Here is a 22,563-nt window from a genome sequence, read left to right as displayed (position 1 = left end):
CATACGTGACATGGCGTCGTGGTAGTAATAAAAAGTGCCAGACCCCGGACGACCGATACGCTTGACCCGGGACGCCGGGTGTGCCCCTTATGAACGACCAGGTAGACGACTCGGCGCGAATCGTGGACTCGGAGATCGGGGAGTCGGAGGTCCGCGAGTTCGTCACCGTCCACGACTCGACGGTCGGCGACGGCTGTGGCATCTACGAACGGACCTCCCTGAAGAAGAGCACCCTCGGCGACCGCGTGGTCGTCAACGCGGGGACGTACGTCGAGAACGCCAAAATCGGCGACGAGGTGCAAATCGGCCCGAACTGTAGCGTCGTCGGGGTCACCCATCCCCTCGACGAGGACGGGATGGCACACGGCAACGACGTCTTCGAGCGAGTCGTCCTCCGCGAGGGGGCGTTCGTCGGGGCGGGGTCGGTCGTCGCGCCGGGCGTCGAACTCGGGGCCGACAGCGTCGTGGCGGCGGGTGCGGTGGTGACCGAGGACGTCGGTCCGGGGAAGGTGGTCGTCGGGTCGCCGCCGAACCAGCGGGTCGTGGATTTGGACGCCTGGCTGTAGTGCCAGTGTAGGGGGCCATCCTATCGACTCGCGATACGCGACGAGAGCGTCTACTCCACTTCCCCCGCTCCCTCCGAAGGTGACCGAGTCCCGACCCCCGTGCTGACGGCTGGCCGCGCCTCGTGCGCGGCCGACGGAGTCGGGTAGGCGCGGTGCGGAACCTGGCGGAGTGAAGGGGCGTGACGGGAGGACGATGCACGGCTCGGCAAGCACTGGAGCGAGTGACGTGCGGGAGCGAGTGAAGCGCGCAGCGAGCCGCGCGAGTCGTCCCGTCGAGGGTGGGTGTTCCATACCGGGCTTACTCGTGCAACACCGAAATCTGCGGCTCCCGACTGACAAACCCTTTAGCCGAAACCGTCCCAGACACGCGCATGGAGAGTCTCAATCGGATGTCGTTGGAACTCGTCGACGAGGCGCTCGACTTCCTCGACGAACTCGCCATCGACGCGTTCGAACTCGACAACGGCGCGACGGTGATCGACTTCGGCGTCGACGCGATGGGGGGAGTCGAGGCGGGCATGTTGCTCGCCGAGATCCAGTCGGCGGGCCTGACGAGCGTCGCCAGTTCGGTCCGCCGACTCGCGGGCACCCCGCGGACCTACGTGAACGTGACGACCGACCACCCCGCGCTCTCGCTTTTGTGCGCCCAGAAGGCCGGCTGGGAGGTGTCGGTCGACGGCTACGAGGCACTGGGGAGCGGTCCGGCGCGCGCCCTCGTCGCCGAGGAGGAGGAGTTCGCCCGCATCGGCTACGCCGACGAGTTCGACTTCGCCGTCCTCGCCTTAGAGTCGGACGAACTGCCCACCGAGGCGACGGCCGAACACGTCGCCGACTACGCGGGCGTCGACGTGGGGAGCGTCTTCCTGCCCACCTACTCGACGGCGAGCATCACGGGGAGCGTGGCGACGGCCGCTCGCGCGGGCGAACTCGCCGCCTTCCGCCTCTCGGAACTGGGCTACGACCCCCTCGACGTCCTCTCGGTGAGCGCCGCCGCGCCCGTCGCGCCCGTCGCCGCCAGCGAGGAGGGCGCGATGGCCCGGACGAACGACGCCCTCGCCTACGGCGGGGAGGTCCACCTCGTCGTCGACAGCGAGTTCGACCGCTTCGACGAGGTGCCCTCGACCGCACGCGACGAGTACGGCACGCCGTTCGCCGACCTGTTCGAGCAGGCCGACTGGGACTTCTACGACGTGCCCGAGAGCGTCTTCGCCCCCGCGCAGGTCACTATCGACGTGGCCGGCGGGGACACCTACACCCTCGGGGCGGTAGACGAGGAGATGTTGGCCGACTCCTTCGGCCTGCGGTAGTGGGGGAGCGATGAGGTTCAAGGTCGTCCCCGAACCGCGCCCGCTGTCGTTCCTCGGACGGGCACGACTGGCGATGCCGCTCGTCCCCGGCAGCGAGGACGACTGCTGTGCCCGCCTCGTGGCGGACACGGACCTCGCCTCCCGGGACGCCGCCCGCGAGTGGATAACGTTCATGCAGGCGCTCGGCCTCGTCGCGGAGACCGACGGCCAGTACTACCAGACCGGCGAGGCCCCCGAGGACGTGGACCTCGCGCGCGCGTTCCGCGAACGCGTCCACCCCGTCGAGGCGGTCCTCACCGTCCTCGACGGCGCGGACGACCCCCTCGACGCCGAGGCGGTGTTCGACCGCGTCGTCGAGGAGGTCCCACAGTGGGAGCGCTCGCGGCGCACCGACTGGACGGACGTGTGGCGCGAACGGGTCGAACGAGTGCTGGAGTGGGCGGTCACCTTCGGCCTCGCCGAACGCGTCGGCGGGGACGAGGAGGCACACTACCGACCGGTCGAGGATGTCTGACTCACCCGTCCGCGCGGTCACGTTCGACCTCGACGGCACGCTCTGTACCTACTGCCGGAGCCCCGGCGAGGTCCTCGCCGTCGCCTTCGACCGGGTCGGGGTCGACCCCCTGTTCCCCGTCGAGGCGTACTACGAGCGCTTCGACGAGTTCGCCGAACGGGCCAACGGGATGGCCGACCTGCGCGAGCGGTGTTTCCGGGCGCTCGCGGCCGAACGCGGCTACGACTCGGAGACGGGTGCGGCGGTGGCGCGCGCGTTCGCCGCCGAACGCGACCACCGGGACGTGGTCGCACTCCCGGGCGCGCGCGAGGTGGTCGAACGGTTGGAGGGAGCGTACCGACTCGGCGTGGTGACGAACGGGCCGACGGACGCACAGCGGGCGAAAATCGAGGGGGTCGGACTGTCGGACGCCTTCGAGGTGGTCGTCTGTGCGGGCGGGGAGATACCGGCCAAACCGGCCGTCGAACCGTTCGAACGGGCGCTGTCGGCGCTCTCCGTGGCCGCGGGCGAGGCGGCCCACGTGGGCGACAGCGCGGCGGACGTCACGGGCGCGAACCGCGCCGGCGTCCGCTCGGTGCTCGTGGGCGACCCGTTCGAGGGGGGACCGACGCCGACCGACCGCGTCGACTTGCTCGACGCGATACCAGCGTGCTGGTCCTGAACGGCGTGTCTCGGGCGTCCGGTCTCAGACCGCCCGGCCGTTGATGCCGGAGGTGCCGACGGACAGCGTCCCGACGACGATGAGGAGCGTCCCGAGGAGGCCGACGACGACCTGTGCGGCCGTGGCCATCAAGACGAACGCGAGGACGGCGATGAGGACGGTGCCGAGGAGCAACAGGAGGCTCCCGCCGCCGACCTTCGTCTTGTCCGAGAGGTTCCTGTTCAGGTCCATGACCTGTTCCGAGACGTTCGACAGTACCATGGTCCCCCTTAGGAGTTCGACGTATTAAACCGTCGTGTTGCGATTTTGTGCAACGGTAGCTCCCCACAAAGCCGAGCGTCGAGGGGGGTCGAGTATTCCCCGTCGAATAACCGTCCGCCCCGACGACTAGTCGCCCGGCAGGACCTTCGTGATGGTGCCCACGCCCTTCGACTGTCCCTCGCGGAAGACGAAGCGCTGGCCCGCCTCGACGTGGTACGGGCGGAACTTGAAGCGAACCCGGGCACGGCCCGTGTCGCCGGGCAGGAGGTGGCCCTCCTCGGGGTAGACGGCCGCCGCCTCGCTCACCGTCTCGACGTGGACGACGGGTTCGTACCCCTCGCCGATGCGCGTCGGGTGGTTGAGCACCATCACCTCGGCCTCGAACTCCCAGACAGCGCTCGGGTCGGCGTCCCGCGGAAGCAGGACCATCCCGCGCTGGAGGTCGGCCTCGCGGACCCCCTTCAGGGCGATGCCGACGATGCGGCCCGCGCGGGCCTCGTCGACCCGGTGGTAGTGCATCTCGATGCTCCGCACCTCCACCTCGCGGAACCCGCCGTCCGCCATCGGCCCGACGAGCAGTTCGTCGCCCGCGGCGACGGTGCCCGACCGAATCGTTCCCGAAGCCACCGCGCCCACTCCCGTCACGGAGTAGGTGCGGTCGATGTACATCGAGAACGCCCCCGCGCCGTCCGCGGTCTTCGGCAGACGCTCGAACAACTGGTCGAGGACGTCGAGGCCCTCCATCGTCACGGCGCTGGTCGTCACGATGGGGACGACCTGTTCCGATATCTCCTCGATGGCCGTATCGACGCCGTGGCGCTCGATTCTGAGGGGGGTGCGGTCGGCGTTCCTGAGGAGGCGCTCGACCTCCCGCTCGACTTCCAGCAGGCGCTCTTCCTCGACCATGTCCGCCTTCGTGATGGCGACGATGGTGGGGAGGTCCGTCGCGAGCAGGATGCCGAGGTGCTCGCGAGTGGTCTTCGTCGGGCCGTCGTCGGCCGCGACCACGAGGAGTCCGTAGTCGAGTTTCTGGCCGACCAGCCCTCTGATGGTGGTGCGGAGCCACGGTTCGTGGCCCACGGTGTCGACGAACGAGACGAGGCGGTCGGCCTCCTCGACGACCCGTGCGCGGTCCTGCTTCCGGTGGGGGTTGAGCGTGTGGACCGGGCCGTCCTCGTCGAAGCCGTACACCCCGTAGGAGAGGTCCGCCGAGAGGCCGCGTTCGACCTCGTGGGGTTGCACGTCGAGGAAGCCGCGAGTGCCCCCTTCGCCGTCGTCTGGTTGGCCGGTGACGAGCGACCCGACGAGCGTGGACTTGCCGTGGTCGACGTGGCCCGCCGTGCCGACGACGATGTGCTGGTCGTCCACGTCGAGCATCGCCCCCTCGCGGACCGTAGCGACGCCGACGATACCCCGGTCCGCCCCGCCGTCACGACCGGGGACGCCCCACGTCTGGACGTCCTCGATGTGCGCGCCGGCCTCCTCTGCGAGCAGAGAGAGCACGTCCATGGACTCGGAGAACTCCGCGGGGGGGATACCGGCGAGGCCGCCGTCGTCGGTGACGCCCACGACGTAGGTCGCCTCCCCGTCGCCCGAGAGGACGCGGTGGCGCAGTTGCGCCGCGAGGCTCTCGAGACGACCGTCCGCGAGGTGGAGGTCGCGCGTGAGTCGTTCCTTGAACTCCACGCTGCCACCCTCCTGCTCGCCGCGTTCGAGCGCGCGCTCCAACACGGCCCGGTCAGGGCTCATTGGGACTCGGTAGCAGGCCACCCCGTAAAAGGATTCCCGACCGTGAGCACTATTGACACGCTAGGGTCAGTCGGTGTTCGGTCCCTCGGTCGGTTCGGCGGACTCCGGGGACTCCGCCGTGCTCGCGAGGTAGATGCCGACGAGCATCACGCCGCCGCTAGCGAGGAACTCCCAGCCGACCTGCTCGCCGAGCAGGAGTGCCCCCAGCGCCACCCCGACGACCGGTTGGGCGAAGAAGAACACCGCGATGGTGCCCGCGTCGGTGTACTCCATGCCCTTGTACCAGAGGTACCACGCCGCCGCCGTCCCGAACACGCCGAGGTAGCCCACCGCCGCCACGAGTGGGAGCGTGACCCGCACGTCGAACGCCCCGGGGAGAAACAGGACCTCGCCGAGGGCGAACAGGGCGAACAGCGGCATCGAGCACAGCGTCGCGTACGTCGCGGCTTCCAGCGCCGAGTAGCGCCGTATCAGCGGCTTCCCGTAGACGGTGTAGACCGCGAACGTGAGACTCGCCACCACGAGCATGCCGGACCCGAGGAGGCTCCCGCCGGCGTCCGCGCCCGAGCGCGCGAGGACGAGCGCGAACGTCCCGACCGTCGCGAGCGCCATCCCCGCCGCGCCGCGCACCGATAGCGACTCGCCGAGGACGGTCACCCCCAGCGCCAGCGTCGCCACCGGCGTCAGGATGGTCACGAGCGAGCCCTGCCCCGCGGAGGTAAGCGCAGTCCCCAGGTACTGCGTGGCGAGGGAGACGGCGACCCATCCCCCGAGCGCGGCGAACGACACCCATTCGCGCCGGGAGAACGACCGCCGGGGCTTGGTCGCCCGGACCACCGCGTACAGGACGGCGCTCGCGACGACCATCCGGAAGAACGCGAGCGTCAGCGGCGGGACGGCCTCGAACCCCCACGCGCTGACGACGTAGAGACCGCCCCACAGCACCGCCGCCAGCAGGGGGGCGAGGGCGGCGACGCGCTCACGCATCCCGGAGGGAGTCGAGGGCCTCGAGGAACCCGTCGCCGTAGCTCCCCTCGGTGACGTGGTCGGCGGCGGCCTTCGCCGTCTCGTCCGCGTTCGCCACCGCGACGGCCGTCCCCGCGAGTTCGAACGCCGCGGCGTCGTTCTCGGAGTCACCGACGACGGCGAACTCCTCGATACCGACGCCGAGACGGTCGCACACCGCCCGCAGGCCCTCGCCCTTGTCGACGCCGGGGCTGGTGACGTGGTAGGCGTAGCCCGTGTCGAAGACGTGCATCCCGTGGGCGGCGGCGAGTTCCTTCAGCGGTTCGAGCGGCTGGTCCAAGTTGACCGCCAGCTCCGTCTCGCGCCAGCGGTTCGTGAAATCCACCTTCCCGTACCCCACCTCGTGGCCCAGTTCGCGGTACTCCTCGACGACTCGCTGTGCGGCCTCCCGGTCGCCGTGGAACTCCAGTTCGTCGTCGTCCGCGAGGTACACCGCGCCGCCGTTCTCCGCGATGACGCGGACCGGGATGCCGAGGAACTCACAGAGGCCGACGGGGTACGGCAGGGCCTTCCCGGTGGCGACGACGACGGGTTCGGGCCACTCGCGGATGGGGTCGAGGACGCGCGGGTCGAGCGCCCGATTCGAGTCCGTGAGCGTCCCGTCGATGTCGACGGCGAGTGGCGGGGTCATGGTGTGGACTCCACGCGCCGGGCGCTTCAAGCCACCCGTTTTCGACCCGTTGGCTCACTCGCTCAGGCGCTCGTAGGCTGCGTTGACCCGCTTGAACTCCTCTTCGCTCCCCTCGGGCGTGTCCGGGTGGGCCGTCTTCACCCGCTCGCGGTAGGCGCGCTTGACCGCCCTCTGGTCTGCCTGCGGGTCCAGCCCGAGGATGTCGTACGCCTCCAGTCGGGTCGGCCCGCTCGCGGTCTGCGGTTTCCGGCGATCCCGCTGCCCGCTCGCTCCGGCGCGCCCGGTGCGGCGCCGGCCCTCGGGTCCGCCCACGCGCTCCCGACGCGCCCACTCGCTCGCCGGGTCCCACTCCTCGCGGGGGCCCGCACCGAACCCGCCGCGCCCGCCGCCGTTCGTCCGCGCGCGGGCGCGAGTCGTGTCGTCCACGCGGGCGGCCCCCTCGACGCTGGCGTAGACGCGTTCGACGAGTCTGCCCGACGCCTGGTACCACATGAAGTAGGTGACGACGCCGAACGGGACGGCCAACAGGAGGAGCAACGGCTCCACGACGAGGCCGAGGACGGCGAGGAAGGCCGCCAACGCCCCGAACACCGCCCCGAGCATCGCGACCAGCCGCGAGCGATTCACGCCCGTTCTAGTGGTGCCGCCGCCCTAAACCTCTCGCCGTACACTACGGAACACCGACGGCGGACCCCTCGGGTGCAGGCCGTGTCCTTAACAGCACTCCTGTGCTATCTGATGACATCATGAGCGTCTCGGGACTCTGTGAACTCTGCCAGACGAACGAAGTCGTCGACGGCTGTGATCGCTGCGGGCGACTCGCCTGCGAGGTGCACTTCGACGAGGAGACGGGCCTCTGTACGGAGTGCCTCCAGGAGGTGAAAGGCACCGGCGGCGAGGAGCGACGCCGCGACCCGGACGGCCCGGACGGGGTGGACACCTACCAGTTCTGACGACCACTTGCGGTCGCAACCCTTCGGCAAATATCTCCGCGGCACCATCGCCCGGGTATGGCTCCGACCACGGACGGCGGCCGGCGGACGGTGAGCGAGTTCGTCCCCTGTGGCAACTCCGGGGAGTTCAGCGGCTGTCGCAAACCCGTCCGGCTGACGCTGCGCCCGGACGGCGACGGGGGCGTGACCGTCGTCGACTTCGAACCGTACCGGGAGACGGTCGTGTGTCACGCCTACGTCTGTGACGCCTGCGGCCGGAGAGAGGAGTCCGAGGCGGCCATCCTCGACCACCTCGCGACCCACGGCGAGGAGTGAGCGGTGAGCGGGCGGCGGTGGAGCGTTACTCGCCCGCTCGATAGCGGTTCAGACGGTCCTTGAGTCGCTTCGCGGCCTGTCGCGCGGCGGCGTCGAAGCTCTCGCCCTCGCCGGCGAAGATGATGCTCCGCGAGGAGTTGACCAGCCCCACCCCGTCGGCGAGGCCGAACTCGACTGCGGCCTCGGCGTCGCCGCCCTGTGCGCCCACGCCGGGAACGAGGAAGGGCAGGTCCGGGACGAGTTCGCGCACGCCTTCGAGTTCGTCGGGGGCCGTCGCACCCACGACGAGGCCGACGTTGTCGTTCTCGTTCCACTCGGCCGCACGCTGGGCGACGTACTCGAACAGGCGCTTGTTCGGGCCGACCTCGAGGTTCTGGAAGTCAGCGCCGCCGGGGTTGGAGGTGCGACAGAGGACGAACACGCCCTTGTCCGCCCGCGAGAGGAACGGTTCGAGGGAGTCCCGCCCGAGGTAGGGGTTGACCGTGACGGCGTCCGCGTGGTCCAGCAGTTTCGCGTACTGCCGGGCCGTGTTGCCGATGTCGCCGCGCTTGGCGTCCAGCAAGACGGGAACGCCCTTCCCCTCGGCGTAGGCGACGGTCTCGCGCAGGGCGCGCCAGCCGTCGCTGTCCTCGTAGAAGGCCACGTTCGGCTTGTAGCAGGCGGCGTGTTCGTGGGTCGCGTCGATGATGCGGCGGTTGAACGCCCACCGGGGCAGGTCGTGGTCCGCGAGGTGGTCGGGGATGCGCTTCGGGTCCGGGTCGAGTCCCACCGAGACGACGCTGTCGACGCCGTCGATTCGCTCGGCGAGTCGGTCGAAGAAGGGGGCGGCCATTGGGGTCGCTGATTGCGCTACCCGTTAGAAGGTTACTATCGGTCCCCGGGGGCGTCGTACTCCCCCCGCTCCTTGCGGGCGGCCCGTTCCCGGAGCACGGAGGGGGTCCGACAGACGCCCTCCGCGCCCGCCGCCTGCGGGACGACGCAGTTGTTGCAGTTCCGGCAGGCCGCCCGCGCGTCCGGGTCGGCGAGCAACCGGGCCGCCAGGCGCGGTTCGGCGTAGAAGGGACGTCCGACGCCCACCATGTCACAGGCCTCGCCCAGCAGGCGGTCCATCTCCTCCCGTCCGCGGACCCCGCCCTCACAGAGGACGGGCACGTCCACGCGTCCGCGCACCTCGCGACAGAACTCGGCGTTCCACGCCGCCTCGAAGGGCGTCCGCCGGGTCGCGACCCGAGTGAGGAACTCGACGAGGCGCGCCCGGCGCGGCCCGCCGAAGGCCGCGGCGTACCCCGACTGGAACGCGGGGGCCTCCCACGCCCGGTCGGGGAACCGCCCGCGGACGATGCTCGCGTCCCAGAACGTCGAACTCTCGACGGGCACCACCGCGTCGTACCCGTACTCGGCCAGTCGCTCGGCGAGGCGCACTCCGTCCGCTCGCGAGAGGTACGTCCGGACGAACGGCGGTCGGTGGGTCTCCGCGGGCACCTTCGTCAGCAGCGGCACGTCGCCCGCGCGCTTTCGGACCTCGTCGTGGACGACTTCGAGGAAGCGCGCACCGTCGGCGAACTCGTCGTCACGCCGGTTGTAGTACGGCGAGCAGAACTGCTGGATGAGACCCATGTTCGCCCCCGCGAGGTGGACGCCGTCGTAGCCCGCCGCGACGGCGTGGTGGGCGGCGCGCCCGAAGTCCGCCGCGAGGTCGTACACCTCGTCGGTCGAGAGGACGTGCGCGTCGAGGGAGAGGACGCCGGCGGCAGAGAGCGCCCGGAGGGTGCGCGGCGGGCGGGAGACGGCCAGTTGCCGAAGCTCCGGGTGTTCGCGGCGGTACCCGTGGTGCCACGTCTCCAGACTGCGCAGGCCGCCGTGGTCCAACTGGACGACGATGCGTCCGCCGTGGTCGTGGACCGCCTCCGTGAGCGGGCGGAGACGCATCGCGCTCTCCCGGTCGTGGAGGCGTGTCATGTTCGGAGCGACACAGCCACCCTCAGGTCTGACGACGGCCGCCCCCTGGAAGACGAGGCCGCACCCGGCGGCGACGGTCGGGACCAGTTCGTCGACGAGGGCGTCCGCGGCGTCGGGGCCGTCGCCGGCGCATTCCAGCAGCGGGGCGCGATAGAGGCGGTTCGGGACCCGAAGGCCCCCTACGTCGAGGGGGGTGTCGAGCGCAATCGACATTGCGGGTGGCACGAGATGGACGGGTAAATACGTGTGCGGTCAGGCCGCGTCGAGTGCCGCCAGCGCCGCCTCGAAGACCGGGAGGACGCGCTTGACTTGCCCCGTGTCCTCGACGAACACGAGCGTTCGGGGGGGTTCGACCGCCTTCGGGCGGACGCGCAGGTCCGCCTCGCCGCCGGCCTCGGCGGCGACCGACTGGGCGCGCCGGAACTCGACGCGGCCCCGGTCGTCGTGGACGTAGACGTCCGCGAGGTGGTCGCCCCCGCCCTCGGCCTCGTCGTCCCCGTCTCCATCCTCCTCGCCGGCGTGGACCGCGTAGGCGAACGCGCCGAACTCACCCGGTTCGAGCGTGTCGGCGTCCCGCACGTCGCGCAACGAGCAACGTGCGAGCGGGCCGTCCTCGCGAGCGACGAGTTCGCTCGCCAGCAGTTCGGCGATGCGTCGGCCGTCCGCGCCCGGCGTCGACTGTGTCACGCGACCGGGTAGCCCGTCGCGGCACATCGACCTGTCGCTCGGAGTCGCCGGTCCGCAGGTCGTGTAAACAGTTTTGGGTGTGTGGTTCCCACTCACGATCCCGTGACCGTCGGTTTCACGCCGCGCGGGGGAGCCACACCACATGACTTCGACAGAATCCGTACTCGACCACCACCTGCGGGCGTTCGGCGCACAGGACATGGAGGAGAACCTGAAAGACTACGACGAGGACTCGGTCCTCATCACCCACGACAGCGTCTTCCGCGGCATCGACGAGATAACGGGCGCGTTCGAGGCGTTCTTCGAGGAGTTCGACGACCCCGAGACGGAACTCACCGTCGACCGCAAGGTCATCGAGGGGGACGTCGCGTACATCACCTGGCACGCCCGGACGCCGGAGAACGACTACGAGTTCGCCACCGACACGTTCCTCGTCAGGGACGGGACCATCGAGGTCCAGACGCTCGGCGCGGTGGTCTCGCCGCGAGAGTAGCCGCCCCGCTCGTCCGTCGACCTACCCCGAGAGCTCCTCGCGCGCCCGTCTCGCGTGGTCGGTCACGTCCACGCCGCGGCGGTGGGCGTAGAGGACGGCGGCCGCCTCGATGGTGACGCCGAGGTCCGACTGGAGGGCGTTGATGCCGGCGACCGTCTCCTGTTTCGACTCTCCGGTCTCCACGACGGCGTCGAGAACGCGCTGGAACGTGGTGCGCGTCTGGATGACCGACTCGTCGGGCCGGAACTCCTCGGGGACCACCTCGTCGTCCGGGTCGAAGGTCACTGCGAGTTCGCCGTCCTCGCGCGCGAGGAGGCCCTCGCTCACCGCCACGTCGACGAGGCGCTTCGCCTGGTCGGGAGAGAACCAGTCGCGGTCGAGCGACAGCGCGACGACGAACTCGCTCTCGGGGATGCTGTCGCGGCCCTTCGCGCGGTAGGGGGCGGCGACGGCGCTGCGGAGACTCATCCACCGGGAGCGGCGGCGCGCGGGGCATGAGTCTGTCGGACCGCATCGAGCCTTTCAAGTACTTCTCGCGGCCACGTACCCGTATGAAATTCCAGGGACGCTCCCGCACGAAGCGCACCGGCGGTCGACGCCGGCCCATCCGCAAGAAGCGAAAGCACGAACTCGGCCGGCAGGCGACCGAGACGCGCGTCGGTGACGCGAAGCTGAAGGTCGTCGAGACGATGGGCGGCAACACGAAGGTCCGCGCCATCCAGCAGGACACCGCCAACGTCGCCACCGCGGACGGCGTCGTCAGCGCCACCATCGAGGGCGTCACCTCGAACGACGCCAACCCGAACTACGTCCGCCGGAACATCGTCACGCGCGGTGCCATCATCGAGACGAGCGAGGGCACTGCCCGCGTCACCTCGCGCCCCGGTCAGGACGGCCAGGTCAACGCCGTCCTCCTCGACGACGAGTAAGCGACCTCACCACTACTCTCGACGCCGACCCGGAGCGACTGCCACGCCGGCCGCGTCGCTCGGGGGCGGGTCGACCGCGAGAATCGAAGCGTGACCGCGGAGGCGAGTCCGCGCTACGGTTTGGGGGCGGCCTTCTGCATCGCCGTCTCGGCGATGTTGCCGCCGTAGTCGGCACTGCGCGACAGGGAGTCGACGACCAGCCCGAGTAGCTGTGCCTGCTGTGGGTCGAGTTCCCGGACCTGCTTGTCCACCTCGCGGGCCTGCCCGTCGATGACGTCGACGCGCTCGCGGGCGCGGTTCGCGAGTCGGGAGGCGGCGTCGGCGTCGTCCTCGAGGAGGGCGTCCATCGCCGTCTCGGCGACGTCCTTGGCCTCTTCGAGCAGGTCCTCGAGGGCGGCGGCGGCTCCCTCGGGAATCTCGTCGAGTTCGAGGGCGAGTTCGGCCACCTTCGTCGCGTGGTCCGCGATGCGCTCCAGTTGGCGGGCGCTGGAGTGGTAGTCGAAACACGTCTCGCGGGGGAGACCGACTTCCGTGGCCGTCGAGGGGTCCCGCAGGACGCCTCGGAACACCCGCGAGGTCATGTACCAGAGGCGGTCGACGTCGTCGTCGCGCTCGATGACGTCGGTCGCGAGGTCGTCGTCGTCCTCGACGAGGGCGGTGATAGCGTCCTCCAGCATCGAGAGGGCGACGAGGCGCATGCGCGTGATGGCGTTGACGATGGAGAGTTCCGAGGAGTCGAGCAGGTCCTGCAGGATGACGTGCTCGCTGGTCTCGCCGATGACCTCCAGACCGACGAGGCGCTGTGCGCCGTTCCGGATGGCACGGCGCTGGGCGGCCGTCACGCGCGCCGTCTCCAGGTTGATGATGTCGAAGCCGCTGACGTACATCGTCACGACGGCGCGCATCAGCTCCTCACCCTCGAGGTCGGTGATGTCGAGGGTGCCCTCCGTCCGGTCCTCGTCGCTGCGCGGGGTCAACAGCAGCGAGTCCTCCTCCGGGTAGAACTCGACGACGCTCCCGGCGCTGATGCCGTTGTCCGTCGCCCACGTCTTGGGCAGCGACACCGTGTACGTCGAGCCGCCGGTTACCTGGACTTTCCGCGTTTCCATGACCGACGGTCGCAATCGCGGGGCAATAAAAGAACCCATTTCTATATACTACGCCGGTGTCTCCTGTCCGTCGCGGCCCGAGCCCTCACCGCTCCCGTCCGGCGTTCCGGTGGTCCGTGGGCGGGTCCTATGCCGGCGACGATGCGACCGGTTGGAACCGGCTGGCTCGCCGAACTCCCGACGATCTATTGTGACGAACGTTGTCACGTATCTCAATCAGTAGCGTGGGGATAGGTATTTGTGTCTCGGCCGTCCGTCACCTCGTATGCACTCGATTCGTGGGGTGGGTCGCTGATGGCCCGCAACAGCTACCAGGAGATGCTGGTCGAACTGCGCGAGAACGTCCTCTACATGAGCGAGGTGGTCGCAGAGCGCCTCCGTCTGGGGCTCTCGGCGCTCGAACAGAAGGACCACGACCTCGCGCGAGAGGTCATCGAGGGCGACGACGAGGTCAACCAGTTGTACCTCGACCTCGAAGGGGACTGTATCGACCTGCTGGCCCTCCAGCAACCCGTCGCCAGCGACCTGCGGTTCATCGCCTCCTCGTTCAAGATCATCACCGACCTCGAACGGGTGGCCGACCTCGCGACGAACCTCGGGGGGTACGCCGAGGAGGCCGACCAGGACGTGTTCCCGGAGGTCGACGTCCAGGAGATCGGCGACGCCACCCTCGCCATGCTGGAGGACGCGATGAGCGCCTACGCCGAGGAGGACGCAGAGGCCTGTTTCGCCATCGCCGAACGCGACGACGACATCGACGCCATGTGCGAACGCGCCTCCGGCATCGTCGTCCGCGACCTCATCGAGACGGAGTTCGACGACGGGGCCGAGGAGGGCGACATGGAGGCCATGCTCCAGGACGTCTCGCGCCTCCTGCTCATCATCCGCGACCTCGAACGCGTCGGCGACCACGCCGTCAACATCGCCGCGCGAACGCTGTACATGGCCGAGAACAGCGACGAACTCATTTACTAGGACCCCCCACCTTTTTCTTCGTCGGGTCGCGCGAAGCGCGACCACTCCTCGAAAAATCTGGACCAAAAAGGCCGGTCCTCCGTGCGCGTAGCGCACGGAGGACCGGTGAACCGCTCGCTCCGCTCGCGGACAGTCGTGTTCGATAGCCAGAGGCCACTAGAAGCTCAGTCAGCGTCCCCGAGCGAAGCGAGCGATTCACGCGGAGGCGGGTCGAGACGCGACAGCGCGAGACCCACCGGAGCGCAGTTTTTCTGCGCGTTTTTGCAAGGGAGTCGACCGATCGAGGGAGGCCCCGCAGGAAAAAGAGGCGCAGAAAAACGGTGGAGGTGTCTATTGGAAGCCGATGCGGCCGCTGGACTGGCGTTCCATCCCGCGCTGGCCGCCGCGGAACTGGTCTTCGATCTCCTCGTAGTACGACCGCAGGTCGTCGTTGATGGTCGGGCGGACCGACTCCATCGCGCTCCGGAAGTGACGCATCTCGACCTCGTCGGCCTCCTCGTCCTCGCGCAGGGCCTCGATTGCGGCCTCGCGGGCGATGGACTCCAGATCCGAACCGACGTACCCCTGCGTGACCTCCGCGAGTTCGCGCAGGCTCACGTCGGGGGCCAGCGGCGACTTCTTCGTGTGGATGCGGAGGATCTGTTCGCGGCCCTCCAGTTCGGGTTCGCCGATGTAGACTAGCCGGTCGAAGCGACCCGAGCGGATGAGCGCGGGGTCGATCATGTCCGGGCGGTTGGTCGCGCCGATGACCATCACGTTCTCCATCTCCTCCAGCCCGTCGAGTTCGGTGAGGAGCTGGTTGACTACACGCTCGGAGACGTTCGAGCCGACGTCGCCGCCACGGCCGGGCGCCAGCGAGTCCAACTCGTCGAAGAAGATGACGGTCGGGGCGACCTGCCGGGCCTTGCGGAACGTCTGGCGGATGGCCTTCTCGGACTCACCCACCCACTTCGAGAGCAGTTGCGGGCCGCGCACCGAGATGAAGTTCGCGTTCGTCTCGTTGGCGACGGCCTTCGCCATCAGGGTCTTGCCCGTCCCCGGCGGGCCGTAGAGCAGCACCCCGGAGGGCGGGCTGACGCCCATGCGCTCGAAACGCTCGGGGGAGTTCATCGGCCACTCGACGGACTCCTGAACCTGCTGTTTGGCGTGGTCGAGGCCGCCGACGTCGTCCCACGATATCTTCGGGAGTTCGACGAGCACCTCGCGCATCGCGCTCGGGTCCACCTCGTTGAGCGCACCGCGGAAGTCCTCACGCTTGATGATCATCCGGTCGATGAGGCTCGGCGGGATGTCCTCCTCGTCGAGGTCGATCTCGGGGAGGTACCGGCGCAGCGCCTTCATCGCCGCCTCCTTCGTGAGACTCTCGATGTCCGCACCCACGAAGCCGTGGGTCTCGTCGGCGAGGTGGTCGAGGCTCACATCGTCCGACAGCGGCATCCCCCGGGTGTGGATCTGGAGGACCTCCTTCCGGCCGTTCTCGTCGGGCACGCCGATCTCGATCTCGCGGTCGAACCGACCCGGACGGCGGAGTGCGGGGTCGACGCTGTCGACGCGGTTCGTCGCGGCGATGACGATGACCTGCCCGCGCGATTCGAGGCCGTCCATCATCGTCAGCAACTGAGCGACGACGCGGCGTTCGACCTCGCCGGTGACGTCCTCGCGCTTGGGCGCGATGGAGTCGAGTTCGTCGATGAAGATGATAGACGGCGACTCCTCGCTCGCGTCCTCGAATATCTCACGAAGCTGTTGTTCCGACTCCCCGTAGTACTTCGAGATGATCTCGGGGCCCGCGATGGAGAAGAAACTCGCGGACGTCTCGTTGGCCACGGCCTTGGCGAGGAGGGTCTTGCCGGTGCCGGGTGGGCCGTGGAGGAGGACCCCCTGTGGCGGCTCGATGCCCAGTTTCTTGAATATCTGGGGGTGCTTCATCGGCAGTTCGACCATCTCGCGGACGCGCTGAATCTCGCCCTGGAGACCGCCGATGTCCTCGTAGGTGATGCCGCCGCCGGTCTTCTCGAACCCGCTGATTGGCTCCTCGCGGAGTTCCACCTCGGTGTCCTCGGTGACGAGAACGACGCCCTCGGGGTCCGTCTCGACGGCGATGAGCGGGATGGCCTGTCCCGGCGAGCGCATGAACGGGTGGTTCGTACTCGACATGACAGGCACGATGTCGCGTTCGACGACCGGGCGCTTCAGAATCTGGCGCTTGACCATGCCCGCGGCGTCGCTGCCGAACTGGACCGACGCCTCCTCGGGCGGCGCGAGGACGAGTTTCTCGGCTTTCGTTGCCTCGGCCTTCCGGATGGTCACGCGCTCGCCGATGCCCACGTCGGCGTTCTGGCGCGTGAACCCGTCGATACGGACGGTGTCCGTGTTCCAGTCCTGGCGGTCGGCGCGCCAGACCTTCGCCGCGGTCCGGTCGCCGCCCTCTATCTCGATGATGTCGCCGGGGCTGAGCTTGAGATGCAACAGCGTGTCCGGGTCGAGGCGCGCGATACCGCGGCCCGAGTCGTTCGGGTACGCCTTCGCCACCTCCAGTTGAACTTCGTTCATGCGGGGTTGCCTAAGACTCCGACGGCGCCGGACATATCCCTTTTGCTCATGTCTGACACACGTACGCGGCGACGGGCCCGTTCTCGGCTCCCGCCGGTACCCGAACGTCCAGTGTGACGAGACTGTCCCCCCGATAACTGCACGCACGTTCGGGTCCTCCGCCCCCGGACGGCACGGACGGCCGCGACTCGTATCGAACTCCCTCGACGCCGGGTTAAACGACCGTTCATGCGAGCGTCAACCCACATCCGTCCGCCCGCCGACGGGGTTGGCATGTCCGAGCACGGCGAGTGGTTCCCGTCGGCGGAGTGGCTGGAGGCCTACGGGGAGACGCTGAACGACGACGAGACGTACCGGACGGAGAGCGAGGGGTGGGGCGTCGACTTCGAGGGGGACTTCCTCTTCGCAATCACCGACCTCCCCGTCGAGGAGCGGACGGTGGGGGACCTGCCGGAGGCGCTCTCCGCCGCCGTCCGGGAGTCGCTAGAGAGCCTCTCCGAGGCGCGGTGTCGTGCCCTCCGTCAGTCGGCACCACCCGCCTTCGAGGCGCGACTCGACGCGGCCTCGGGCGACCCCTGTGACCGCCTCGCGGCGGCGTTTCTCTCGACGCCCCTCGCCGAGTGCCCGGACGTGACGTGGCCCGCCCTCCGCGCGGAACTCTCGGAGGACGTCCGGACCCTGCTCGACCAGTTCGACCGGTACGTCCACGGGGACACCGTCTACGCCTATCTGGACCTCCGCGACGGGACCTGCGAGGCCGTCGAGGTCCTCGAGTCCCCGTCGGCCCGTGACCCCGGGTTCGCGCTGACCGGCCCCTACGAGGAGTGGCTGGCGCTCGTCGAGGGCGAGGACGTCCTGGAGTCGGTCCTCGGCGACGACCTGTCGCTCGACGGGTCGGTGACGACCGTCATGTCCTACGCCGGGGCGGCGGAGGCGATGGGCGACGCGGCCGGGCGCGTCGAGACACGGGCGCTGTTTTGAACGGCCTCGTATCGGCGGCCCAACCCCCAACCGTCGCAGCACGCTGTGTGTACCCGTATGTCACAATCGAGCGCGCCGCAGTTTCGGGGCCAGCGCGTCGACACCGGGAGCAAGTGGTACGACCTCTTCCAGAAGGGCGTCGAACTGGGGACGTGGAACGTCGAGCGCCTCTTCGAGGAGGTCGGGTTCGAGGAGGACCGCGAGGTCTGGCAGTCGCTCGACGACCGCGAACGCGACCAGATCCGCTACCTGCTGTCGGGCTTTCTCGACGGGGAACGCGAGGTCGCCGGCGACGCCGCGACGAACCTCCAGCGCATCATGGGTGCGCCCTGCCTCGAGGACAACGAGGCGAAGGAGATGTACATGACCATGCTCACGCTGACCGAGCACAAGCACACCCAGTTCATCGACGTCTACATGCGCGAGGTGATGGACGACCGGGACAACTACGCCGAACTCGACCCGCGACGCGGGACGCGCATCCCCATCGTGCAGGCGACGGGCCTCGGCGAGGTGTTCGAGAACCAGGGCCTCCAGACGGCGAAGGCCGCCCAGACGCTCGACCCGGTGGACATCGCAAAGGCCGCCACGGTCTACCACCTCAACGTCGAGGGCATCCTCGCGCGCGTCGGCGGGTTCGCCATCAACCGCCTCTCGCAGGAGGCGTACCTGCCCCTGCTGAACCACGGGTTCAAGTTCGTCAGCACGGACGAGGGCCGCCACATCACCCACGGCGTCGAACTCCTGAAGGAACTCGTCGCGAAGGAGGAGGCCGGCGAACCGGAGTTTCAGGGCGTAAAGCGGGGCATCGTCCGGACGCTCCACCACGACGTGCCCTACATGGCGGATTTCGCGTACATGTTCACCGACGCCGTCGGCGACCCCCTCGGTCTCGACATCGACGACATCCTCCTGCGCGGCGGCCATCTCATCGACGGGATGTACAACGAGACGCTCGGCCTCGACATCGACTACGTCGAGATGCTCGACCGGGTCAACGACCGCTATCAGGAGATACGCGAGTGGGACCTGGAGGACGTCGTCGAGGAGGAGGAGTCGCACTACCGGCGCCGTCGCGGCGTCGCGACCGACGGGAGGGGGGACCGATGACGGCCGACCGCGACCTGCGGGAACTCTCCCGCGGGGCGTCGTTCACCGCCTCGGAGGAGGAAGTCGAGGCGGCCATCGAGGAGGCCGCCGACGAACTCGACCAGTCCTTCGAGGAGGTCCGCGAGAACGTCGCGTACATCATCGACTCGACGTTCGAGGAGGAGGGCGTCAGCACCTCGTTCAACGAGATGGTCAGCGGGGCCGGCCTCGACGACGACACCGAGAGCACGGGCGACCCCCGACTGGAGGCGCTGAAGATGTACAAACTCCGCCAGCGCCTCTGAGTCACGATGCCCACCTACGACGTCACTATCGACTGGGAGACGGGCGGGACGGCGGCCCTCGCGGTCGACGACGACGAGTACGTCCTCGACGCCGCCGAGGCGGCGGGCCTCGACCTCCCGTACTCCTGTCGGGAGGGCAACTGCACCACCTGCGTCGGCGAACTCGTCGAGGGCGAGGTGGACCAGAGCGAGGGGATGGCCCTCGAACCGGACCAGCGCGAGGACGGCTACGCCCTGCTCTGTGTCTCCTACCCCCGCTCGGACTGCCGCGTCCGGGCCGGCGAGGGCCTGCAGGAGGAGGCGCTGGGTCTCGACCTCTTCTAACCGCACGGCTTTTCGCCGGCGCGACGCGACGTCTGCCATGCACACCCTCGCGTTCGACGGCCGGATGGGCGCAAGCGGGGACATGCTCCTCGGCGCGCTCCTCGCGGCGGGGGCCGACCGTGACGCCCTCGCGCCCGTCGAGGCCGCCCTGCCGGTCCGCTACGACGTGACCGAGACGGTCAAAAACGGCATCAGCGCCACCCGCGTGGTCGTCCGCCTGACCGACGGGGACGACGGTTCGCACGGCGACGGATCACACGACCACGGGGACGCCCACGGCGACCACGAGGACCACCACCACGACCACCCGCACGACGACGACCACCCGCACGACGACGACCACCCGCACGACGACGACCACCACGACCACCACCACCACGGCCACCCGCACGACCACGCCGAGGGGCACGGACCACAGCGAACGTACCGCGAGGTGGTCGACCTCGTGGAGGGGATGGGCCTGCCCGAGGCGGTCGAGGCCGACGCGACGGCGACGTTCCGAATCCTCGGCGAGGCGGAGGCCCGGGTCCACGACACCGACCTCGACGACACTCACTTCCACGAGGTGGGCGCGGACGACGCCATCGCGGACGTAGTCGGCGTCTGCCTCCTGCTGGCGGACCTCGGTATCGAACGGGTCCTGACCACGCCGCTCGCCACCGGCGGCGGGGAGGTGTCGATGAGCCACGGAACCTACCCGGTGCCCGCGCCCGCCGTCCTCAACATCGCGGCGGCGGCGGCCGACTGGGACCTCCGCGGCGGGCCGGTGGAGGCGGAACTGCTCACCCCGACGGGGGCGGCCATTCTCGCGCACTTCGCGGAGGGCGTCCCGACCCTTCCGACGCTCTCGGTCGAACGGGTCGGCTACGGTGCGGGCGGATACGACTTCCCGGACCACCCGAACGTCCTCCGTGCGGTCCTCGGCGAATCCGAGGGGAGTCTGCGCCGCGAGTCGGTGCGGGTACTGGAGACGAACGTGGACGACGTAGCCCCCGAGGTACTGGGGAACCTCCACGACTCGCTCGCGCAGGCGGGCGCGCGCGACGTCTCGGTCCTACCGACGACGATGAAGAAGTCCCGCCCCGGCCACCTCGTGAAGGTGGTGGTGAGAGCCGAGGACGCCGAACACGTCGCCCGGCGCCTCGCCGAGGAGACGGGCACCCTCGGCGTGCGCGAGACGGGCGTGCGCCACCGGTTCGTCGCGGACCGCGCCTTCCGGACGGTCACCGTCGACGTCGGCGGCGAGTCGTACGACGTCTCGGTGAAACTCGCGAGCGACACCGCTGGAGAGGTGTTCGACGCCAGCGCGGAGTTCGACGACGCCCTCGCCGTCGCTCGCGAGACGGGCCTTCCGGTGCGAGAGGTGATGCGCCGGGCGGAGGCCGAGGTGGACCGGACCGACGGCGAGGACTAGTCCAGTCCGGCGAGGAACTCCCGCATCGCGTCGGTCAGGCGGTCGCCCGCCTCCTCGGCGACGTAGTGACCCACGTCGTCCAGTTCGACCGTCTCGCACTCACGAAAGAGCGCCTCGAACGTTCTGAGTGCCGCCGCGTCGAACGCGGGGTCCTTCATCCCCCAGACCAGCAGCGCCGGGTGGTCGGCGATGGCCCATCGGCGCTCCCACAGAGAGCCGAGCCAGTCCGTCTCGCCGACGATTTCGCGGGGGAACACCCACGTCCCGGTTCGGTCTGCCGGGTCGTCGTGCGGGTGGCGGTACTGCGCTCGGACGCGTTCCGGGAACCGCGAGCGGTCGGCGAACGCGAGTGGCATCACGACGCGCGTGAAGGCGTCGTAGCGCTCACAGAGCCGTCGGCCCAGCGGCCCGCCCGCCAACCACGAGAACGCCCGACTCCACAGGCGGTCGTCCACGGGCCACACAAACGTGTTCTGGACGACGAGCGCCCGGACGTTCTCTGGGTTGTCGAGGGCGTACGAGAGACCGATGGGGCCGCCCCAGTCGTGGACGACGAGAATCAGGTCCTCCAGTCCCAGTTCCTCGACGAACTCGGCGAGGACGGCGGCGTGGTCCTCCGGGCGGTACGGGAACTCCTTCGGGTCGGGTTTCTCCGACAGGCCGAACCCGAGGTAGTCCGGCGCGACACAGCGGTACTCCCCACCGAGCGCGCGAATCGGCTCACGGTAGAGGAACGACCACGTCGGGTTGCCGTGGAGGAAGAGGAGCGTCTCCCTGCCCCCGTCGGCCGGCCTCTCGTCGACGTAGTGGACGCTCCCCGCCGAGAGGCCGACGCAGTGCGTCTCGAAGGGGTACTCGGTGCGGTCGACCCAGGAGGTGTCGCCGTGGGCGTCCGCCGTCGGTGCGTCGCGAGTCGCGTCCGGAGCTGACATACCGGTGATAGTACCGCGAGGGCGATAAGCTACTCCTCGTCTTCGGCCATGTCTCCATCGACCGGTCCGTCGTTCCGGTGTTCGTCGAGTGCCTCGTCGATGCTCAACTCCCCGCGGGCGACGCGGCGGGCCAGTCGCTCGTTTATCGTCCGGTTGTCGTCGCTCCGTTCCCGCGAGCGGGTCTTGATAACTTGAATCTCCCCCGCCGTGGGTTCGATGGTCCGCCCGTCGATGCGCTCGCCGGGTTGGCGGGCGATGTTGACCGCCGCGAGCACGTCGCCCATGCCGCGTGCCCCGGCGCCGAGGTACGGCGTGGTCCCCGTCTCGTCAACGAGTTCGACGGGCACGTCCGACAGGTCGTCGATGATGCGCGCGCCGTTGAGGCGTGCCCCGTCACCGACTCTGACCACCGGGTCGACGGCGTCCGCGAGTTCCCGCCGGACCACCTCGCCCGCCTCCGAGAGCGGCACCTGGAAGGCGGCAACGACGACGCCTCCCGAGAGGACGGCGATGCCGGGCCGTTCGCCGGGGTCGACGCCGATGACCACGCGGCCGCTCTCCCCGCGGAGGACGGCGAGCGCTGCCTCCACCGCCCGGCGGGGGTCGTCCGGGTCCGCGCGGACCACGTCGACGGCCAGTTGCTCCTCGTGGACTTCGTCGTCCGCGCCGGTGACGAGGAGCGTCGTCTCCTCGGGCAGGTCGTCGTCGACTTCGCGGGTCGTGAACTCGACCCCGCGGTCTCGCAGTTCGTTGACGACCCCGTGGTAGACCTCGAAGTCATCGGTGGCGACGACGATCACACCACACCCTTCCACGCCGTCCGGTTTAGC

The 22,563-nt window shown here is 69.4% G+C and carries 27 protein-coding genes; 14 read left to right on the top strand and 13 right to left on the bottom strand.

Annotated features, from left to right (window positions below):
• Nucleotides 1-89 precede the first annotated feature (89 nt).
• The 4 genes from NKG96_RS12825 (at nucleotide 90) to NKG96_RS12810 (ending at nucleotide 3,048) form a co-directional block, all read left to right on the top strand.
• Nucleotides 90-566, top strand: a complete 477-nt coding sequence (locus NKG96_RS12825) for an acyltransferase (protein ID WP_254535355.1) — start codon at nucleotides 90-92, stop codon at nucleotides 564-566.
• Nucleotides 567-937: 371 nt separating this feature from the next.
• Nucleotides 938-1,873, top strand: a complete 936-nt coding sequence (gene mch / locus NKG96_RS12820) for a methenyltetrahydromethanopterin cyclohydrolase (RefSeq protein WP_254535354.1) — start codon at nucleotides 938-940, stop codon at nucleotides 1,871-1,873.
• 10 nt (nucleotides 1,874-1,883) lie between these two features.
• Nucleotides 1,884-2,387, top strand: a complete 504-nt coding sequence (locus NKG96_RS12815; RefSeq protein ID WP_254535353.1) for a double winged helix-containing putative transcriptional regulator — start codon at nucleotides 1,884-1,886, stop codon at nucleotides 2,385-2,387.
• Nucleotides 2,380-3,048 carry an HAD family hydrolase gene (locus tag NKG96_RS12810; RefSeq protein ID WP_254535351.1) on the top strand — a complete coding sequence of 223 codons (669 nt, stop codon included), beginning with the start codon at nucleotides 2,380-2,382 and terminating at the stop codon, nucleotides 3,046-3,048. The genes NKG96_RS12815 and NKG96_RS12810 overlap by 8 nt, the downstream gene beginning before the upstream one ends.
• A gap of 24 nt (nucleotides 3,049-3,072) precedes the next feature.
• Here the strand turns inward: NKG96_RS12810 and NKG96_RS12805 are convergent, their stop codons facing one another.
• From NKG96_RS12805 to NKG96_RS12785, 5 genes are all read right to left on the bottom strand, one after another.
• Nucleotides 3,073-3,309: a hypothetical protein gene (locus NKG96_RS12805; protein WP_254535350.1), complete on the bottom strand. Its 237-nt coding sequence runs from the start codon at nucleotides 3,307-3,309 to the stop codon at nucleotides 3,073-3,075.
• 126 nt (nucleotides 3,310-3,435) lie between these two features.
• Entirely contained in the window at nucleotides 3,436-5,058 is a 1,623-nt protein-coding gene (locus NKG96_RS12800; protein WP_254535348.1) for a GTPBP1 family GTP-binding protein, read from the bottom strand.
• A 66-nt stretch (nucleotides 5,059-5,124) separates the two neighbouring features.
• Nucleotides 5,125-6,045: a DMT family transporter gene (locus NKG96_RS12795; protein WP_254535347.1), complete on the bottom strand. Its 921-nt coding sequence runs from the start codon at nucleotides 6,043-6,045 to the stop codon at nucleotides 5,125-5,127.
• The gene (locus NKG96_RS12790) at nucleotides 6,038-6,715 is read right to left on the bottom strand and encodes a phosphoglycolate phosphatase (protein ID WP_254535346.1); all 678 of its coding nucleotides are present in this window, start codon (nucleotides 6,713-6,715) and stop codon (nucleotides 6,038-6,040) included. Before NKG96_RS12790 ends, NKG96_RS12795 begins: the two co-directional genes overlap by 8 nt.
• Before the next feature lie 54 nt (nucleotides 6,716-6,769).
• Nucleotides 6,770-7,318 (bottom strand): J domain-containing protein, encoded by a 549-nt coding sequence (locus NKG96_RS12785; protein WP_438267421.1) that lies wholly within the window; start codon nucleotides 7,316-7,318, stop codon nucleotides 6,770-6,772.
• A 143-nt stretch (nucleotides 7,319-7,461) separates the two neighbouring features.
• Here NKG96_RS12785 and NKG96_RS12780 point away from each other — a divergent pair, with 143 nt between their 5' ends.
• A complete protein-coding gene (locus NKG96_RS12780) occupies nucleotides 7,462-7,668 on the top strand; it encodes a hypothetical protein (protein WP_254535344.1) in 207 nt (68 codons plus the stop codon).
• 57 nt (nucleotides 7,669-7,725) lie between these two features.
• Complete coding sequence (locus NKG96_RS12775) at nucleotides 7,726-7,983, top strand: hypothetical protein (RefSeq protein ID WP_254535343.1); 258 nt, start codon at nucleotides 7,726-7,728, stop codon at nucleotides 7,981-7,983.
• A 25-nt stretch (nucleotides 7,984-8,008) separates the two neighbouring features.
• Here the strand turns inward: NKG96_RS12775 and pyrF are convergent, their stop codons facing one another.
• Genes pyrF through NKG96_RS12760 form a run of 3 tightly spaced genes read right to left on the bottom strand, consistent with a single transcriptional unit; the run spans nucleotide 8,009 to nucleotide 10,629 of the window.
• Nucleotides 8,009-8,815, bottom strand: a complete 807-nt coding sequence (gene pyrF / locus NKG96_RS12770; RefSeq protein WP_254535342.1) for an orotidine-5'-phosphate decarboxylase — start codon at nucleotides 8,813-8,815, stop codon at nucleotides 8,009-8,011.
• A 35-nt stretch (nucleotides 8,816-8,850) separates the two neighbouring features.
• Nucleotides 8,851-10,155 carry an oxidoreductase gene (locus NKG96_RS12765; RefSeq protein ID WP_254535340.1) on the bottom strand — a complete coding sequence of 435 codons (1,305 nt, stop codon included), beginning with the start codon at nucleotides 10,153-10,155 and terminating at the stop codon, nucleotides 8,851-8,853.
• 39 nt (nucleotides 10,156-10,194) lie between these two features.
• Nucleotides 10,195-10,629 carry a DUF7993 family protein gene (locus tag NKG96_RS12760; protein ID WP_254535339.1) on the bottom strand — a complete coding sequence of 145 codons (435 nt, stop codon included), beginning with the start codon at nucleotides 10,627-10,629 and terminating at the stop codon, nucleotides 10,195-10,197.
• 142 nt (nucleotides 10,630-10,771) lie between these two features.
• Between NKG96_RS12760 and NKG96_RS12755 the strand changes: the two genes are divergently transcribed.
• Nucleotides 10,772-11,122 (top strand): nuclear transport factor 2 family protein, encoded by a 351-nt coding sequence (locus NKG96_RS12755; protein ID WP_254535338.1) that lies wholly within the window; start codon nucleotides 10,772-10,774, stop codon nucleotides 11,120-11,122.
• A 21-nt stretch (nucleotides 11,123-11,143) separates the two neighbouring features.
• Here NKG96_RS12755 and NKG96_RS12750 read toward each other — a convergent pair whose 3' ends face one another.
• Nucleotides 11,144-11,590 (bottom strand): DUF2240 family protein, encoded by a 447-nt coding sequence (locus NKG96_RS12750; RefSeq protein ID WP_254535337.1) that lies wholly within the window; start codon nucleotides 11,588-11,590, stop codon nucleotides 11,144-11,146.
• An 83-nt stretch (nucleotides 11,591-11,673) separates the two neighbouring features.
• On the opposite strand from NKG96_RS12750, the gene NKG96_RS12745 reads away from it, so the two are divergent.
• A complete protein-coding gene (locus tag NKG96_RS12745; RefSeq protein WP_254535335.1) occupies nucleotides 11,674-12,051 on the top strand; it encodes a 30S ribosomal protein S8e in 378 nt (125 codons plus the stop codon).
• Nucleotides 12,052-12,164: 113 nt separating this feature from the next.
• On the opposite strand, the gene NKG96_RS12740 is transcribed toward NKG96_RS12745, so the two are convergent.
• Complete coding sequence (locus NKG96_RS12740) at nucleotides 12,165-13,160, bottom strand: phosphate signaling complex PhoU family protein (RefSeq protein ID WP_254535334.1); 996 nt, start codon at nucleotides 13,158-13,160, stop codon at nucleotides 12,165-12,167.
• Nucleotides 13,161-13,454: 294 nt separating this feature from the next.
• Between NKG96_RS12740 and phoU the strand changes: the two genes are divergently transcribed.
• Nucleotides 13,455-14,135, top strand: coding sequence for a phosphate signaling complex protein PhoU (gene phoU, locus NKG96_RS12735; protein WP_254535332.1), 681 nt, complete (start codon nucleotides 13,455-13,457; stop codon nucleotides 14,133-14,135).
• 330 nt (nucleotides 14,136-14,465) lie between these two features.
• Here phoU and NKG96_RS12730 read toward each other — a convergent pair whose 3' ends face one another.
• The gene (locus NKG96_RS12730; protein ID WP_254535330.1) at nucleotides 14,466-16,688 is read right to left on the bottom strand and encodes a CDC48 family AAA ATPase; all 2,223 of its coding nucleotides are present in this window, start codon (nucleotides 16,686-16,688) and stop codon (nucleotides 14,466-14,468) included.
• 273 nt (nucleotides 16,689-16,961) lie between these two features.
• Here NKG96_RS12730 and NKG96_RS12725 point away from each other — a divergent pair, with 273 nt between their 5' ends.
• The 5 genes from NKG96_RS12725 to larC are packed head-to-tail and all read left to right on the top strand — an operon-like array spanning nucleotide 16,962 to nucleotide 20,801.
• Nucleotides 16,962-17,669 (top strand): SCP2 sterol-binding domain-containing protein, encoded by a 708-nt coding sequence (locus tag NKG96_RS12725; RefSeq protein WP_254535329.1) that lies wholly within the window; start codon nucleotides 16,962-16,964, stop codon nucleotides 17,667-17,669.
• A gap of 57 nt (nucleotides 17,670-17,726) precedes the next feature.
• The gene (locus NKG96_RS12720; protein WP_254535328.1) at nucleotides 17,727-18,779 is read left to right on the top strand and encodes a ferritin family protein; all 1,053 of its coding nucleotides are present in this window, start codon (nucleotides 17,727-17,729) and stop codon (nucleotides 18,777-18,779) included.
• The gene (locus tag NKG96_RS12715) at nucleotides 18,776-19,063 is read left to right on the top strand and encodes a hypothetical protein (protein WP_254535327.1); all 288 of its coding nucleotides are present in this window, start codon (nucleotides 18,776-18,778) and stop codon (nucleotides 19,061-19,063) included. The genes NKG96_RS12720 and NKG96_RS12715 overlap by 4 nt, the downstream gene beginning before the upstream one ends.
• A gap of 6 nt (nucleotides 19,064-19,069) precedes the next feature.
• The gene (locus NKG96_RS12710) at nucleotides 19,070-19,387 is read left to right on the top strand and encodes a 2Fe-2S iron-sulfur cluster-binding protein (RefSeq protein ID WP_254535326.1); all 318 of its coding nucleotides are present in this window, start codon (nucleotides 19,070-19,072) and stop codon (nucleotides 19,385-19,387) included.
• A 37-nt stretch (nucleotides 19,388-19,424) separates the two neighbouring features.
• Nucleotides 19,425-20,801 carry a nickel pincer cofactor biosynthesis protein LarC gene (gene larC, locus NKG96_RS12705; RefSeq protein ID WP_254535325.1) on the top strand — a complete coding sequence of 459 codons (1,377 nt, stop codon included), beginning with the start codon at nucleotides 19,425-19,427 and terminating at the stop codon, nucleotides 20,799-20,801.
• On the opposite strand, the gene NKG96_RS12700 is transcribed toward larC, so the two are convergent.
• Nucleotides 20,798-21,733, bottom strand: coding sequence for an alpha/beta fold hydrolase (locus tag NKG96_RS12700; protein WP_254535324.1), 936 nt, complete (start codon nucleotides 21,731-21,733; stop codon nucleotides 20,798-20,800). The genes larC and NKG96_RS12700 overlap by 4 nt on opposite strands.
• A gap of 29 nt (nucleotides 21,734-21,762) precedes the next feature.
• Entirely contained in the window at nucleotides 21,763-22,533 is a 771-nt protein-coding gene (locus NKG96_RS12695; RefSeq protein ID WP_254535323.1) for a hypothetical protein, read from the bottom strand.
• Between the last annotated feature and the right edge of the window lie 30 nt (nucleotides 22,534-22,563).

The sequence above is a fragment of the Halomarina litorea genome (genome assembly GCF_024227715.1).
Lineage (GTDB): Archaea > Halobacteriota > Halobacteria > Halobacteriales > Haloarculaceae > Halomarina > Halomarina litorea.
Note: the sequence above shows the minus strand (reverse complement) of the source record. Positions and strands in the feature narration are given on the sequence as shown.